This window comes from Alteromonas halophila (assembly GCF_014651815.1).
Taxonomy (GTDB): domain Bacteria; phylum Pseudomonadota; class Gammaproteobacteria; order Enterobacterales; family Alteromonadaceae; genus Alteromonas; species Alteromonas halophila.
Genome location: NZ_BMXP01000007.1, coordinates 63,881 through 79,376, shown reverse-complemented (window position 1 = coordinate 79,376; position 15,496 = coordinate 63,881). Strand labels below are relative to the sequence as shown.

General features: G+C 54.4%; 17 protein-coding genes. 4 read left to right on the top strand and 13 right to left on the bottom strand.

Annotated features, from left to right (window positions below; all coding sequences use genetic code 11):
- Window positions 1-100: 100 nt before the first annotated feature.
- On the top strand, window positions 101-1,735 hold the full coding sequence (locus IE054_RS13305) for an OpgD/OpgG family glucan biosynthesis protein (protein WP_229805148.1): 1,635 nt from the start codon (window positions 101-103) through the stop codon (window positions 1,733-1,735).
- A complete protein-coding gene (gene mdoH / locus IE054_RS13300) occupies window positions 1,716-3,665 on the top strand; it encodes a glucans biosynthesis glucosyltransferase MdoH (protein WP_189407192.1) in 1,950 nt (649 codons plus the stop codon). The genes IE054_RS13305 and mdoH overlap by 20 nt, the downstream gene beginning before the upstream one ends.
- 158 nt (window positions 3,666-3,823) lie before the next feature.
- On the opposite strand, the gene IE054_RS13295 is transcribed toward mdoH, so the two are convergent.
- Genes IE054_RS13295 through nudE form a run of 3 tightly spaced genes read right to left on the bottom strand, consistent with a single transcriptional unit; the run spans window position 3,824 to window position 5,852 of the window.
- On the bottom strand, window positions 3,824-4,408 hold the full coding sequence (locus IE054_RS13295; RefSeq protein ID WP_189407189.1) for a YceI family protein: 585 nt from the start codon (window positions 4,406-4,408) through the stop codon (window positions 3,824-3,826).
- A 55-nt stretch (window positions 4,409-4,463) separates the two neighbouring features.
- The gene (gene cysQ / locus IE054_RS13290; RefSeq protein WP_189407187.1) at window positions 4,464-5,285 is read right to left on the bottom strand and encodes a 3'(2'),5'-bisphosphate nucleotidase CysQ; all 822 of its coding nucleotides are present in this window, start codon (window positions 5,283-5,285) and stop codon (window positions 4,464-4,466) included.
- A 3-nt stretch (window positions 5,286-5,288) separates the two neighbouring features.
- Complete coding sequence (gene nudE / locus IE054_RS13285) at window positions 5,289-5,852, bottom strand: ADP compounds hydrolase NudE (RefSeq protein ID WP_189407185.1); 564 nt, start codon at window positions 5,850-5,852, stop codon at window positions 5,289-5,291.
- 68 nt (window positions 5,853-5,920) lie between these two features.
- Between nudE and yrfG the strand changes: the two genes are divergently transcribed.
- Complete coding sequence (gene yrfG, locus IE054_RS13280; RefSeq protein ID WP_189407182.1) at window positions 5,921-6,610, top strand: GMP/IMP nucleotidase; 690 nt, start codon at window positions 5,921-5,923, stop codon at window positions 6,608-6,610.
- A 1-nt stretch (window position 6,611) separates the two neighbouring features.
- A complete protein-coding gene (gene yjjX / locus IE054_RS13275; protein WP_189407179.1) occupies window positions 6,612-7,151 on the top strand; it encodes an inosine/xanthosine triphosphatase in 540 nt (179 codons plus the stop codon).
- Window positions 7,152-7,224: 73 nt separating this feature from the next.
- Here yjjX and IE054_RS13270 read toward each other — a convergent pair whose 3' ends face one another.
- From IE054_RS13270 to gspE, 10 genes are read right to left on the bottom strand one after another with little or no spacing between them, the layout of a single operon-like run.
- A complete protein-coding gene (locus IE054_RS13270; RefSeq protein ID WP_189407177.1) occupies window positions 7,225-7,983 on the bottom strand; it encodes a type II secretion system protein N in 759 nt (252 codons plus the stop codon).
- The gene (locus tag IE054_RS13265; RefSeq protein WP_189407175.1) at window positions 7,980-8,459 is read right to left on the bottom strand and encodes a type II secretion system protein M; all 480 of its coding nucleotides are present in this window, start codon (window positions 8,457-8,459) and stop codon (window positions 7,980-7,982) included. The genes IE054_RS13270 and IE054_RS13265 overlap by 4 nt, the downstream gene beginning before the upstream one ends.
- Complete coding sequence (gene gspL / locus IE054_RS13260) at window positions 8,456-9,655, bottom strand: type II secretion system protein GspL (protein WP_189407173.1); 1,200 nt, start codon at window positions 9,653-9,655, stop codon at window positions 8,456-8,458. Before gspL ends, IE054_RS13265 begins: the two co-directional genes overlap by 4 nt.
- On the bottom strand, window positions 9,655-10,641 hold the full coding sequence (gene gspK, locus IE054_RS13255; RefSeq protein ID WP_189407171.1) for a type II secretion system minor pseudopilin GspK: 987 nt from the start codon (window positions 10,639-10,641) through the stop codon (window positions 9,655-9,657). The genes gspL and gspK overlap by 1 nt, the downstream gene beginning before the upstream one ends.
- A complete protein-coding gene (gene gspJ, locus IE054_RS13250) occupies window positions 10,638-11,255 on the bottom strand; it encodes a type II secretion system minor pseudopilin GspJ (protein WP_189407168.1) in 618 nt (205 codons plus the stop codon). The genes gspK and gspJ overlap by 4 nt, the downstream gene beginning before the upstream one ends.
- Window positions 11,255-11,629 (bottom strand): type II secretion system minor pseudopilin GspI, encoded by a 375-nt coding sequence (gene gspI / locus IE054_RS13245; protein WP_229805146.1) that lies wholly within the window; start codon window positions 11,627-11,629, stop codon window positions 11,255-11,257. The genes gspJ and gspI overlap by 1 nt, the downstream gene beginning before the upstream one ends.
- Window positions 11,626-12,249: a type II secretion system minor pseudopilin GspH gene (gene gspH, locus IE054_RS13240; RefSeq protein WP_189407166.1), complete on the bottom strand. Its 624-nt coding sequence runs from the start codon at window positions 12,247-12,249 to the stop codon at window positions 11,626-11,628. The genes gspI and gspH overlap by 4 nt, the downstream gene beginning before the upstream one ends.
- 14 nt (window positions 12,250-12,263) lie before the next feature.
- Entirely contained in the window at window positions 12,264-12,701 is a 438-nt protein-coding gene (gene gspG / locus IE054_RS13235; RefSeq protein ID WP_189407164.1) for a type II secretion system major pseudopilin GspG, read from the bottom strand.
- The gene (gene gspF / locus IE054_RS13230; protein ID WP_189407161.1) at window positions 12,701-13,921 is read right to left on the bottom strand and encodes a type II secretion system inner membrane protein GspF; all 1,221 of its coding nucleotides are present in this window, start codon (window positions 13,919-13,921) and stop codon (window positions 12,701-12,703) included. Before gspF ends, gspG begins: the two co-directional genes overlap by 1 nt.
- Window position 13,922: 1 nt before the next feature.
- Window positions 13,923-15,494, bottom strand: coding sequence for a type II secretion system ATPase GspE (gene gspE / locus IE054_RS13225; RefSeq protein WP_189407160.1), 1,572 nt, complete (start codon window positions 15,492-15,494; stop codon window positions 13,923-13,925).
- Window positions 15,495-15,496 lie beyond the last annotated feature (2 nt).

Below are 15,496 nucleotides of genomic sequence, written 5' to 3'. Positions count from 1 at the left end.
TGATACGGCTGACCGGGATGGAACAGGTTTTGCGATAGCGCTTATCTCAATTGCGCGGGTAATCCACGCGCCCGAAAAGGACGAATGAGGTGAACAAAGCATGACAGGTAAACGCGGGATCAGGTTTATAACTGGCGGCAGCGCTGGGTTTTTTCAATTCTCATCGGTGGCGGGCATAAAGGCAGCAGGCGTTGTTTTGTCAGCGCTGATGGCAACCGCCATTGTTCTTATGAGCACCCAAATGGGCTATGCGCAATCGTCTTCATCGCCGCCCAGCGCTGACAGCTCATTACTCCAGTCCATTATTAAAGACGCAAAGCAGTCCGCCGGACAGGACTACACCCTTACCGACCACAAACTGCATGAAAAGCTGGCAGGCATGGATTATCAGCAGTATCGGGCGATTCGTTTTCGCCCGGAGCAAAGTCTTTGGAAAGAGACTTCGCCTTACGACGTGCAGCTATTTCACCCAGGGTTTCTCTATGACAAGCCAGTGACAATTTATACAGTCGGCGACGACAACGAGGTTACCCGGCTACCCTTCAGTGCAGAAAAATTTCGCTACGATAAAGGCGCACAACAATTTGCGGGACTGACCAATGAGAAAAACGGGTATGCAGGTTTTCGCCTGCATTATCCAATAAACCGCGACGATTACCGCGACGAGTTTGTGGTCTTTCTTGGCGCGTCGTATTTTCGCCTGGTTGGACAGGATCAGGTGTATGGGTTATCGGCGCGGGGGCTGGCACTGAATACCGGCTCACCTGAAGGTGAAGAGTTTCCACACTTCACGGCATTCTGGCTAAAACAGCCCGACGAGGAAGGCCCGGTAACGGTGTATGCCCGGTTGGAGAGTGAGTCTGTCACTGGCGCATACCGCTTTGTCATCACTCCTGGTCAGGACACCACTGTTGATGTGAAGAGCTGGCTTTTTGCCCGCGAGGACGTGGAAAAGCTAGGTATTGCACCATTTACCAGTATGTATCTGTACGGTGAAAATTCTGCTACCCGTCCGGACGATTACCGTCCCGAGGTGCATGACAGCGACGGTGTTCTGATGCACACCCATGCCGGTGAGCGTATCTGGCGCCCGCTGACCAATCCGGCAAATCTGCAAATCACCTCGCTCAGTGACACCGCTCCACAAGGGTTTGGCATGCTTCAGCGTGATCTGAACTGGCAGAGCTATCTGGACAGTGAAGCCCTTTATCATCAGCGCCCTGGTCTTTGGGTTACGCCCGAGGCGGGGTTCGACAAAGGAAGGCTGGAGTTAGTCGAAATCCCGACAGACTCCGAAACGCACGACAATATTGTGGCGTACTGGGTACCGGCTAGTCCCATGCAGGCAGGTGATGAACGTTATTTTGCCTACCAGCTCAAGACAGTGAACGGAGCTGAACTCGACACCAGTGTCGCACAGGTGGTTCGGACCCGGCATGGCAGTACCGTGTTGCCCGGCGAGGAAGCGACGGATGAGTCTGCCAAACGTCGCTTTACCGTAGATTTTAGTGCGCCGGACACTGCCGCGGCACTGACAGACGCCACGCTGGTGGCCGAGGCTGCTAATGCCAGCGTGTCAGAAACCCGTGTGTTTGCCGTCAACGGGGGCAAAGAATGGCGAGCGACATTCCTGGTAACACCGAAAAGCGACAAACCGGTTGATATGCGTGTGCATATCGCCTCTGCAGGTAAACGACTCAGTGAGGTATGGAATTATGTCTATCAACCTAAGTAACCAATCACAATCTGTCCCACCGGCCCGCGACCTTGCCGCTCGGTTTGCCTGCGTGAAAGGACAGCTTCGGCTACTTGTTATGGCGTTGCTGGTGATCCCGAGTACCGCGCTGGCGGGCTGGAGCCTGTATGATATTTTTGCGGCAAATGGCCTCAACACTCTGGAAAGCGTGCAACTTGGGCTGGGCGTGGTCTTATTCGCGTGGCTCACGATGGCGTTCTGGACAGCCGTCATTGGCTTTGTGCTGTGTCTGCTCAGACGGGACCCGCTCAGCCTGGCAAAACAACAGCCAAGGCCTGATCAGAGCGTTGCTCTTAAGGCCCGCCATGCTGTGGTCATGCCGGTGTATAACGAAGACACCGCGCGTATCATGGTGGGCTTTGAAGCCTGTGTTCGCGAACTGGCCGGTACGCCTGAATTTGAGCATTTCGACTTCTATATGCTCAGTGATACGCAAGAAAGTGCGCTGGCAGAGGCAGAGCTTCGTGGCTGGGCCAGGCTGAAGGCGCGACTGGGCCGTGCAGGCGAGCACATATTTTACCGGCGCCGGGAAAAGAATACGCAGCGTAAAGTGGGCAACCTCAAGGATTTCTGTGAGCGCTGGGGAGCGCATTACGAGTCAATGATCGTGCTTGATGCTGACAGCATTATGTCGGCTGAGCGAATGCTGGACCTGGCCCGGCGTATCGAGCAGAATGCAGATACTGCGCTTATCCAGACCATTCCTATGCCTGTACGCCAGCGTACACTGTTCGGACGATTCGTCCAGTTTGCTGCCCAGTTGTACAGTCCGATGCTGGCAACCGGTTTATCCTTCTGGCAAACCGACAGCGCCAACTACTGGGGCCACAATGCCATTATCCGTATCTCTGCGTTTGTGTCACATTGCGGACTCCCATCCTTATCGGCTCCTGGCCCGTTTGGCGGTGAAATTTTAAGTCACGACTTCGTCGAGGCAGCCCTGCTTCGCCGGGCTGGGTGGAAAGCCTACCTGCTGACAGACACGACAGGGAGTTATGAGGAAGTCCCTGCCAACATGGTGGACTATGCAGTACGTGACCGGCGCTGGGTACAGGGGAATATTCAGCATCTTGGCATGCTTGGCACCAAAGGCTTGTCCCTGCGCAGCCGCCTGCACTTTGTGTTTGGTGCCTTTGCCTATATATCGTCACTGATCCTGTTTAGTATGCTACTGCTGGGCACCGCTGATGCGCTTATCAAAGCGACGACAGCGCCACAGTTTTTTGTCTCTGACTATCAGCTGTTCCCAAGCTGGCAGGTGGCGAAGCAGGATATGATGCAATTTACACTGTGGGGGACCGCCACTTTACTGATCCTGCCAAAACTACTAGGTATTGTTCTGGCCCTGCTGCAGCGCCGGGATTACTTTGGCGGCGCCTGGGCTTTGCTTAAAGGGGCCGCGCTGGAGTTGCTTGCAGCGGTCATGATCGCACCGCTGATGATGTTCTATCACAGCTTTTTCGTACTCAGCGTTTTTGTCGGCCACAAAGTCAGATGGGAGGCGCAGGCAAGAGACGGAGAAACGGTGCCCTGGCGGGCCGCCATCAAATATACTCAGCTAATGTCTTGCCTGGCTGTCGTCTGGGGCGTGACCACCTGGTACTTCACCCCGGCTCTGTTTATGTGGCTGTTACCGGTGCTGTTGCCGATGGTGCTGGCAGCGCCCATCATTCGGCTGTCAAGTCATCAGCACATCGGGTCAATTGCCCGTCGCACTGGCATTTTTGTCACTGGCGACGAGTTGCGTCCCTGCATGGCAATTAAGCGAGTTGACGTGGGTATTGCCTGCTTTGCACTGACACACCGGCTGCCCGCAACACCTGCGTTACCTGCAGAGCGTCGCCAGCGTATGCCAGTACAATGCCTGAACCGGCCTGCTGCTTTGCAACCTGCCCTGAGTGGTCAGTAGGTACTTACTTTCCTGGTAATGATGATCACGGTGCGGCGGTATGATTAGTCACACTGCCGTACCGCATGCCCCGGTAATGCTTTTCGGGGGACAAACCTTTGTGTTTCGCTCACCGTTACGACAACAGCCCCTTCGGTGAGCATGGCGATTCGTCGTAATTATTGAGAAAAGACCACAGAAAAAGTGACGGGTACGGTGGTCGTAATGCTGTTTAATCCTGCGATAGACTGCAGTTCTTTCAGTCCTTTTACCAGACTAAAGTTATCGGCTTCGATCAGGGTCGGCGCAACGGTTGAGACGGTTAATGTTTCATCCGACAACTTACTGGCTCTGACCATAAAGCTCGCTGGCATTGACTCGCCATGCAGTGTTAGCGAGCCCTTCACTTCACCTGTCATTGTGTCACCGGCTTCCATCGCCATCATCGGCTGCGGCAACGCAGCGGTGAAGGTGGCGCGCGGGTTATCAGCAACCTTGAACAGCAACTCTTTCATCCGCGTATCACGGATTTCGATGGATGTATCCACAGACGCCAGATCAACGTCCACGTTAAGCTTCCCGTCTTGTGAGACCGAGCCACTTAGTGAGTGAAACTGATGGACTTCAGTTACCTGCGCGTTTTTGGTCGACAGAAAGTGCAGGCTGCTCTTATCACTTGACAGCGACCATTGTGCAAAGGCCGGCGCAGATAAACCCAGCGCCAGGGCGGTCGCTGCAACGACACGCTTGCAAGAGTGTTTCATGGTTGAACTCCTTAACTAGAGAAGATTCGAATGCGTCTGACGAGGGCCAGAAGCATTACTCATACTGAACTATATCGCGCCACGGAACTCTTGGATCACCGAGTACGATAAAGTCAGGATTTTCCAGGGTATGCCGCTGGTTGTAAGTGAGCGGGTCGAAGGTGGCGGCGAGAATACTGCCACCTGCTTCCTCGACGATGCACTGAGAGGCACCTGTGTCCCATTCACCGGTTACACCCAGGCGCATAAAGACATCGGCTTTACCTTCAGCAATAAAGCAGGATTTCAGTGAACAGCTGCCAAGTGGCAGCGTCTGGTAGACACGTTTGGCGCTTAACCGGGATATTACTTTTTGACGTGACTGACGACGGCTGATGGCAATCATCACCACACTCTGGTGAGGATCCTCCAGCTTTCTGACCCGAATACGCTTCTCTTCATCCGGACAGTGCTTGTATGCCCCTTCGCCTTTAACGGCATAATACATGGTTTGTCCGGGCGGCCAGAAAATCACGCCAATGACGGGGCGATTATCTTCAATAAGCGCAATATTGATAGCAAAGTCACCACTTCGGGCAATAAACTCCTGAGTTCCGTCAATGGGATCAATTAACCAGTAGCGATCCCAATGCTTGCGCTCGTGCAGGCCAGCATGTTTGTTCTCTTCTGATAAAATAGGAATATCCGGGGTCGCCTCACGCAGACGTTGATTGATGATGTCATTCGCCAGATAGTCGGCACTGGTGACCGGTGAGTCATCTGCTTTCTGATATTCATCAAAACTGCCTTTTTCATAGATAGACAATACCGCTTCACCGGCCTCTCTGGCTGCGTCTTTAGCGAGTTCCAGTAGCGCTTTATGGGTGTCGTCAGGCATCCTTTATTGCTCCGTGAACCATTTTTGTGCCAGTAACAGTGCCGCAATGCAGCGTGCCTCTACAAAATCCTCACGGCGCAGTAAGGCGTCCGCCTCAGACAGCGGCCAGTGGATCACTTCCAGTGGCTCAGGCTCATCGCCGGGCAGGGTCTGCGGATACAAATCCTGGGCAATCACAATATTCATGGTGGCATTAAAAAAGGTGGGGGCCATGCTTACCTGCTGAATGTCGTGCAAGGTGCGTGCGCCATAACCGGCTTCTTCTTTTAACTCGCGATTGGCCGCTTCCGACACTGATTCGCCCGGATCGATCAGGCCTTTTGGAAATCCAAGCTGGTAAGAATGGGTACCCGCAGCATACTCGCGGATCAGCACCATGGTGTCTTCGTCGAGCATAGGGACAATCATTACTGCGCCACGATTGGTGCCCGCCATGCGCTCAAATTGCCGGGTGGCACCATTGGAGAATTCTAAATCGACCTGCTCGACCCGGAATAATCGGCTGCGGGCGACGATTTCACGGCTGTGAATAAGTGGGAGCGGCTTGTCAGGGTCGATTTTATGCATGTCTCTGCTTACAACTTTCGTTATCATGTCCAATACCAATAAGCTTACTGTATTATAAGGATAATCGCTTGCCAATTCTGCCCTGGCACGAAATCGACACGGTCCTGCTGGATATGGACGGCACCTTGCTCGATCTGCATTTTGATAACACCTTCTGGTTAGACCATTTGCCAAAAAAAGTCGCACAAGCGACCGGCGAACCTTTCGCCGACTGTCGTGCGCGCATGCACCAGCACTACGCCCGCTTAAGCGGCCAGATCCAGTGGTATTGTCTGGACTACTGGGCCGAAGAACTTAACCTCGACATCATGGCGGCCAAGCGGGAGATTGAGCATCTCATCGCGCTACGCGAAGATACCCTGCCGTTTCTGGATGCATTGCACGCATCGGGTCGCGAAGTGGTGCTGGTCACTAATGCACACCCCGACAGTCTGGCCCTTAAAATCGAGCATACCAAACTGGACACCCACATTGATACGCTGATTTCGACGCATGAGTTTGGTGTGACCAAAGAATCGCAACAGCTCTGGCAGCAATTACATCAAAGGCTGGGCTTTGATCCTGCACGAACCCTGTTTGTTGATGACAGCCTTGGTATTCTGCAGGCCGCCGAAGAATTCGGCATTGCCCATCTTCTGGCGGTCAGCAATCCAGACAGTCAGCAGCCACCACGGGATATTGCACGCTTCCCGTCAGTTACTGACTATCGCACTATCACCCCGGCTATCCTCGCCAGTCCAGTCACAAAGGAATGCTGAAATGTCACAGTTAATTGTTGGTTCCACGAATCCGGTTAAAGTAAATGCCATCGCGGTGGTCTTATGCGACATGCTGGAAAGTGAGTTTGAAGTGATCGCCGCCAGTGTCCCTAGTGGCGTACCGGATCAGCCCATGAACGAAGAAACCACCCGGGAAGGGGCGATTAACCGGGTTAAGGCCTGCCTGAAAGAGTTTGAGGATGAATCGCCGACGGCCTGGTATGCAGCCATCGAGGGTGGTGTTGATGTCCTTGATGATGGTCCCGCCACGTTTGCCTATGTGGCGCTGTATCACCAGGGACGCTGGTCGGTGACGCGCAGTACCAGTCTGCCATTACCGGCTCAGGTTTATCAGGCGCTGGAAGCGGGGGAGGAACTCGGCGATGTAATGGACCGTTTGTTTGCCACCGAAAACGTCAAGCAAAAGGGCGGTGCCATTGGGTTATTCACGCACCATTATGTAACCCGCCAGGACGTTTACGAACTGGCTGTGTCACTGGCCATGGCCCCCTTTCATTTTCCTGACCTGTACACCGGGTAAAGGCTGGCAGGCGGCCGGGCTGGCTGTCGCCTGAGTCATCAGCCTGGCCTTCGGCTGGGTCTCACTTTAGTGGTCAGTCGAGCTGAATCGGAATATAGCCACTGGCATCGGGCTGGCCAAAGAATCGCGCCGCCTGATGGACCTCGTCAGGCAGGCTGTCATCCGGCTTTACTTTGCCGCTCACACGAATACCACTGAAGTCGGGCTGGATCACGGCGTCCATACTAAGACCCAGCATATTAGGCTCTTTCACTTCGACACCAATTGCCTCGCCCTCGCAGCGAAGCGTGGCGTTGTAGCTGCCAAAATCGATGGGCCCCTGGGTACCGGCCACCGTTGCATTGAGCCAGTCACCGGTTCCGGTCAGCGACTCGCAGGCCGGACCAAACGACAGACTGTCCAGGCTAACCTTAAAACGGCCGCCGGCGTTGACCGGTAGTGGCAGAGAGACTTCTGCCAGCACACGGTCGACTGGCAGGTACAGCAGAAAGTTCTCTGACTCAACATGCTGCATGGAAAACAGGTCCAGCGAGAACGGGCCCTGAAAGGCAATACTGCTGGCATCGCGTATATTGCCAGCCTTAATGCTGCCGCTCAGGTTGCCAATCAGTAACGACCAGGGACTTAGCTGCCATTCGGTGTTATTAATAGTCAGGCCATTGGCTACCACGGTGCGGGCACGGCCTTCCCACAGCGTACCTGACACGCCACTGATGGCGATATTAGCCGGTAGTGTTATGCGTCCAATGACCTGCTGCGCCGGTAGGTAAGCCAGCAAAAAAAAGAGAAAGGCTGCGAGGCCGCCTGCGCACCATAAAATCCGTGACTTCATGCTTTTCCTAATTGTAAGCGTCGTATTTTAATGTAGCCCGCGCTATCCGCTTCGGTAATGTCAGCCTGCAGTATTATAATGCCCATCTGCTCCATACTCTGCAGCCAGTCCAGCACGCTGTTAAACGGTGCCTGATCGACCCATACCTGAAGCTCGTCGCCCTGCGGCTGCATGCGGGCAATCGCAATGCTGTGTTGTGCCGTTGTGCGGTTCACAGCCTGTGGCAGCGAGCCAGAGAATGCAGAACTGGCACCCTGGCTGCGCCGTAACTGCTGGGCCCGCTGGGCACTGTCTTTCACCCACACCAGTAATTCCTGCTGGCTGTCGAGCAGCGCCCGCTGCTGCGCGACACTCGTGCTCAGTGGCGACCAGATGGCAAAATAAAACAGGGCAATAATAATGACAATGCCGGATAACAGCACCAGGTACTGCTCACGCTCTGTCAGCGCACGATATCTTTCCATTACCGCATTCATGATGTACTCCTGATTGAAACGGTACCGATAACCTCATCATCACGGTTATTAATGGCGCCCTGCTCGACGACAAACCCGGCATTTTCAGCCTGACGCCGAAACGACTCCAGTGCTTCGAAACTGCTGCCAACGGCCTGTACCCTGATCTCGGTGCGGGAGGCGTCAAAACGTAGCGTCTGAGGCCGTACCTGCGAGGCTGAGAACGGCCCTGAAAGTTGTTCCAGCATGACCAGCATTGATGCCGAGCCGCCAGATTGCTCTAACCGCGCCAGTTCTGACTGGAGCTTGCGTTTAACATCACGGTAGGGGCCAATATTGGGAAAACCGGCGTCTACCGTCTCTTCAATCTGTGCGCGCAGCGCCTCATTTTGTTGCTGTAACTGATACAGGGTCAGGCCCTTGTCAACAAGGCTGGCACCGATGGCGACCACCGCCAGGGCTGCTGCCAAACGCCAGCGATGCCAGGCGCTACGGGTATTACGTTTTATCTTATAGCTGCCCTGAAACAGGTTGAAACGACAGGCCAGCGCTTCTTTGGCAAGCACCTGCATAGGTAATTCTGCGGGCGGTGCGGTGACAGTGACGCCCGGCATTTCAGGCAGGGTGACATCGGTGTAACTCACCAGCGTAATTGGCTGCTCAAGGTGATCAGCGTAATGCGCAAGGGTTGGCAGCAGCCAGGTCGACTCGCCCTGCATCCCACGCCAGCTGTCTTCCCGCAAAATCAGTTGTTCGCCAAGCGTCAGCAGGGTCCAGCCGTCCGGATTATGCGGCACCGACAGAACATCTGGCAGCAGCGTGTCGCAGTAAAGCCCGGCATCGTCCAGCCACTGTTTCCAGGTGCTCATCTGTGCATGACTGACCACTGCCACGGCCTGCTGATTACCGACTTTTTCGCCGTAGGCAAAAAACTGACTTTCAATATCGGTGGCCAGTTCATCTTCCAGCATATACGGAATTGCCGACAGCACTTTACGTCCGGCCCGGGGAGGCAGGTCTACCCATTTGAGCAGAATGTCACTGCCCGGGGCCAGCGCTATCACGCTGCGATCACCGGCGCGCTCGGATAACGTTGACAGCTGCGATGCATCCGGCAGTTCACCGGAGGCAATAATTTCGCCCTCGTTATCTGACCATACCAGCCAGTGAATGGGGTCGTCGGCGCGCGAGCCGAGTCGGACGATAAGTTGTTCCATTAGTCTACTCCTCCATATTCACGCCGCATGACGCTGACGTTATTGTCACCGTCGACATGGAAAATGGATGACATTGTAAAATTCGCTTTATTGTAGCGGGTCTTTGTGTGCAACATAAAATACTCGGTGGTCACGGTAAACCACTGCAGCTTATCCTGCGGCAGGTTCAGTGCCTGCACCGCTGGCTGGCTTAAAAAGTCCTGTGGATCGTCCCAGCCTTCCTGGGGGCGACTGCTGATCAGATTTTCTGCCTGCGGCTGGCTTATTCCCGTCAGACCAACGAGCAGGGGCACACGCTCTTCTGTCAGGGTATTCACATTGATGCGCAGGCTTTGATTGTCCGGGATCACGCACACCAGTGGCAGAATAGCATTCAACCAGTCGGCCGACACGCCATTTATCAGCCGTAGTTCTGACTGCGCACTGAGCAGGCCATTAGCTGCAAGGTAAGGATTTTCAAGTCCTTCATAGGTGCTGTCCTCCGCCCCATAGGGACGCATTATATCATCCTCATCCAGCCAGTCTGCCAGACTGTCACGCACAGTCTCTGCGGTGTAATTATCCAGCGCATCAATCTCTGTGGCCAGCAACATGTTCTGAAAGGCTTCCATCGCCAGTGTCTGTTGCCGGGGATTATTCGGGTCGGCACCCTCCAGTAAGGCATTCAGGTTAAAGCAGCTTTGCATATCTTCCAGCCTGGCTTTCAGGCCGCCGCCATCCAGCGGATAGGTAAATTCCTGTGACCAGGGCTGATTAAGGGTAATTTTTTCTTTGGTTTCTTCCATCAGCGTGGTGATCGACTTTCTGGCAAACGCTTCGGCGCCCATGGCATACCAGTAGGCCTGATTACTGTCGGTAATATTCATGGTGCGCTGTACCTGAAGCTGCAGTCGCGAGCCCATTTCCGTGGCCAGCACAGATACCAGCGCGACAATCATCAGCACGATCATCAGCGCCACGCCCTTTTGGCGACCTGGCCGGTTCACAGCGTGCCTCCCAGGGTAAACTCGCGGCGGATCAGGCCAAAGTCCTTCGACTCAAATTCGATGGCAATGGCATACGGCAGCGTCTTCTCGGCATATCGTTCAGACCAGCGTCGTTCATCGTCATCGCTGTTGTTCTGAGACGGCTGGGCAATAAAGTCCACATTCAGTGATGTAACGTCTTCCATCAGTACCCGTACTTTAGGTTCAAAGCCAATGACATTATCCACATAGTTGCCATACAGCCGTTCCAGCTTTTCATCATTGAGTCGGTACGCCACATACTGCAGGGTGCTGCGAGGCAGCATCATTTGCGGGTTTTGCCAGCCCGCGCGGACAAATCCCAGCCCGTCGTCATCGCTGCCATCGGCGGGGCCGCCAGCCATGACCACTTCCCGCTTCTGGCCATCTACCCGCACCGGACGTGGCACGGCTTGCTGAATATCGCGCTCAATGGTGATCATCGCCCGCTGCAACTGCTGTAAACGTTCGAAGCGTTGTTCTGACAGCGCATTACTGTCAATCACCGTGGTCAGCAGGCCGGTGGAGGCCAGTCCGATAAGGGTAAAAATGGCCATGGCAATGAGGATCTCAAGCAGCGTAAAACCGCGTTGCATCAGCGCTCCCCCGGCTTGGCGACGAAGGTGGTGACCGACGTCAGTGAACTGTTGTACTGCTCATCCAGGCCCACAATGACAGTCACTGACCGCAACTCATCATCATTGGTTTTGCTGACCTCCTGCTGCCAGTACCAGGTGCGATCCGCCATTTCCATACTGCCGCGCTTTTTCTTGGGTGGCCACTGACGCTCGCGCTGTAACTGACTCATGCGGTTACTGGCGACCCAGTTGGCAAAGGTGATTTCCTCAACCTGGCCGACACTGCTTAAGTGATCGCCCGCGGCCTTTAAAATGGCACTGCCGGTGAGTGCAAAAATAGCCAGTGCCACCATCACTTCAAGCAGTGTCATGCCATGTTGGTACCTGTTCATAGCGGTGGCTGCTCCAGCGGACCGGCAAGTTCCAGTGGTGGCATATCACGGTTACTCAGCACAAAATAGACCGGCTCATCATCAAAGCCGCCTTCAAAATTAAAGGTCAGGGTAAACGGCGTGATTTCACCGCTCGACATGATCAGAATTTGGGGGGGTGGCAGGCGTTCTTCCTCTTCACCAATCTCGACTCCCTCTTCCGACACACTGAGATTTTCATCAAACAACTCGCGGTCGAACAGGCGGTCCTCCTGCTCCCAGGGCAAGTCGTCCAGATTCAGGGTAAAGGTAAAGGGTTCAGGCAGGGTGTGACTGGCATAAATGTCTTCGTCTTCTATGCGCTGCCACTCATCGTCTTCGTCCAGATAAACAAAGAAGTAGGTGTTGTCTTGTTCTTCAATGCGAACGCCCAGCTGCAGCTGATTGAGTACCGCATAGTCGCTCGCCATGTCGGTCAGTACCTGTAACCGTGAGGCCTGCGATTTCAGCAAATCGCTCTGACTGGTACCAAAGGCGTTAAAGACCACATAGCCAGCAGCCAGACCCATAAGCAGCAGAACCAGCATCACCTCGAGCAGGGTGAAGCCGTTTGTCACTGAGGGCCTGGACATAGCGCGCATACAAAGCTGATGCCTTAGTTCAGGTATTCGTTGATATTCCAGTTCCCAATATCGTCGTCTGTTCCGGGTTCACCGTCCGGGCCGCTGGAATAGATATCTACCACACCCAGTTCGCCGGGGCTGATCAGGGCATACGGGTTACCCCAGGGATCTTCCGGCAAACGCTTGATAAAGCCAGCTTCAGGATAATTACGCGGAATCGGTTCGATGGTTGGTGCGCTCACCAGCGCTTCCAGGCCCTGTTCCGATGTCGGAAAACGGTTATTTCTCAGCTTGTACATTTCCATGGCACTTTCCAGTTGCTGAATATCTACCGCGGCCTTTTTAAGCTGTGCCTCTTCCTGGTTACCAAGAATTTGCGGCGCTACCATTGAGGCCATGATACCGATGATAAGCAGCACCACCATGACCTCAATCAAACTGAATCCAGAGCTACGAGTTAAGGTTTTCATTAAATGTTCACCATGTTGTTAAGTGCAAGTATAGGTTGCAGGATCGCCATCACGATAAATAGCACGATGCCGGCCATTGATACAATGAGCAACGGCTCAAAGACTTTAAGTGAGACACCAACCAGCGCCTCAAATTCCCTGTCCTGATTATCGGCGGCGCGCGCCAGCATTTGCTGTAACTCACCGGACTTTTCACCACTGGCAATCATATGCATCATCATCGGCGGAAACATTTTGGTGTTGTCCAGTGCAGCGCGCAGGCTGCTGCCTTCTTTGACATTGACCGCCGCGTCAGCGACCTGATTCTTAATGTGCTGATTTTCCAGTACATCGCTGGATATGCGCATGGCCTCCAGTAACGGTACCGCACTGGCGGTAAGAATGCTTAAGGTACGCGCAAAGCGTGCGGTATTCAGTCCGCGCGAGACTTTGCCAAGCAGTGGCATCGACAGTAGCAGCCGGTGGTACTGCAGGCGCATCGCCTTTTGCTGCAGGATGCGCTGAATTACGACGACAAGGATCGCGATAGCGCCCAGTAATAGCAGCCCATAATTCTGTAACCATTCACTGACGCTGATAAGCACCTGTGTGATGGTGGGCAAATCCTGGCCCATATGATCAAACTGACCGACAATTTTCGGTACCACGACAGTCAGTAGCAAAAGCACAATGCCCAGCGCGAAGAACATCATCAGCGAGGGGTAGATCATCGCCTGAATAATCTGACTGCGGGTTTGCTGGCGGCGCTCTGTGTAATCGGCCAGCCGGGTCAGAACGGTATCAAGGTGACCGGACTTTTCACCGGCGGCCACCATGGCGCGATACAGCTCGTCAAAGACACTGGGAAACTGTGCCAGCGCATCGGCCAGCCCATGGCCTTCCACCACTTTGCTGCGGACCGCCATCATCATATTCTTCTGGCGTGGTTTCTCACACTGCTCAGCCACGGCCAGCAACGCTTCCTCAATGGGCAGCGCAGATTCAATCAGCGTGGCCAGCTGACGGGTTAGCAGCGCCAGATCGGCAGCAGAAACCCGTGGCTTGAATAGCGAAAAGCCGGCTTTACCGGCGCTGGCGCGCTCGGCAACCTGTTCGACTTCGAGCGGGATCAGGCCTTTTTCACGCAGTTGCTGACGAACCTGACGGGGGTTGTCGCCTTCAAGTACGCCGCTGGAATTTCGGCCTCGGTCATTGACGGCCTTATATGCAAATGCCGCCATACTAATCCTCTCGGGTTACCCGCAGCACTTCTTCCAGTGACGTGATCCCGGCCAGTACCTTGCGGCAGCCATCGTCACGAATACTGGGTGTACTTGTGCGAATATATCGCTCAATGGCCTGTTCGCCATGCCCTTCGTGGACCATTTCGCGAATTTTTTCATCAACCAGCAGCAGTTCGTGAATACCAGTCCGGCCTCGGTAACCGGTCTGATTACAGGCCGCGCAGCCGCGCGCCGTATAGATGGTCGGCTCGCTGGTTAAATCAGCGGTACCCAGGATCTGTGCTTCCTGTTCATTAGGCGTATGCGGCTCTTTGCAGTCGCTGCATAAGGTGCGCACCAGGCGTTGTGACAGTACGGCCAGTAAACTGGACGAGAGCAGAAATGGCTCAATGCCCATATCTTCGAGACGGGTGATGGCACCAGCCGCCGTATTAGTATGCAGCGTAGAGAGCACCAAATGCCCGGTTAAACTGGCCTGCACGCCAATCTGAGCTGTTTCAATATCGCGGATCTCGCCCACCATGACCACATCCGGATCCTGACGCAGAATAGCGCGTAACCCGCGCGCAAAGGTCATGTCGACACGCGGGTTAACCTGAGTCTGGCCAATGCCGGGCAGATCAAATTCAATGGGGTCTTCAACGGTAAGAATATTACGGTCGCGGCTGTTTATTTCACTTAAGCCAGCGTACAGCGTGGTACTTTTACCCGAGCCAGTGGGGCCGGTCACCAGAATAATGCCGTGCGGTTTGCGGATAAGGGTTGAGAACGCATCCCGGTTGCGCTTAGTCATGCCTAAGTCTTCCAGATTCAGGCGCGCATTGTTCTTATCCAGCAGACGCAGTACCACGCGTTCGCCGTGACTGGAGGGCATGGTTGATACCCGCACATCCACCGCACGACCGGCTATACGCAGCGTGATACGACCATCCTGCGGCACCCGTTTTTCGGCAATGTCCAGTTTCGCCATTACCTTGATGCGGGATACCAGCATCGATGACAGCTTGCGGTTAGGGCGCAGAATTTCACGCAGCACGCCATCAACCCGAAAGCGCACCACTAACTGGTTTTCGAAGGTTTCAATATGAATATCTGAGGCGCCTTCTTTGATAGCTTCGCCGAGCATGGCGTTAATCAGCTTGATGATGGGCGCGTCATCTTCGCTGTCCAGCAGATCTTCGGTATCGGGTAAGTCTTCAGCCAGCGAAAACAAATCACTTTCGTTGCCTAAGTCTTCCATTAACTGCTTGGCGGCGGAGCTGTCACGCTGGAACGCGCTGGTCAGAACATTTTCAAAATCATCGTCAGGAATTTGTTTCGGCACAAAGGGCTCACCGTAAAAGCGGCGCACTTCGGCAAACACTGAAAAAGGCGTTTGCGAGGTGTAATACAGCACGGCCGGCGATTCATTGGTTTCCAGCAGCACTTTGTTGCGCTTGGCAAAGCCGAAGCCCAGCTGACGGGGGCCGGCCTCCTGGTTCTCCAGGGCCTCCTCGTCGGTCATCGCCTCCAGCGCCTCTTCCTGCGCGGCTACGGCCTGCGTAAGCTGTTCATCATCGTGCCCGGCCATAA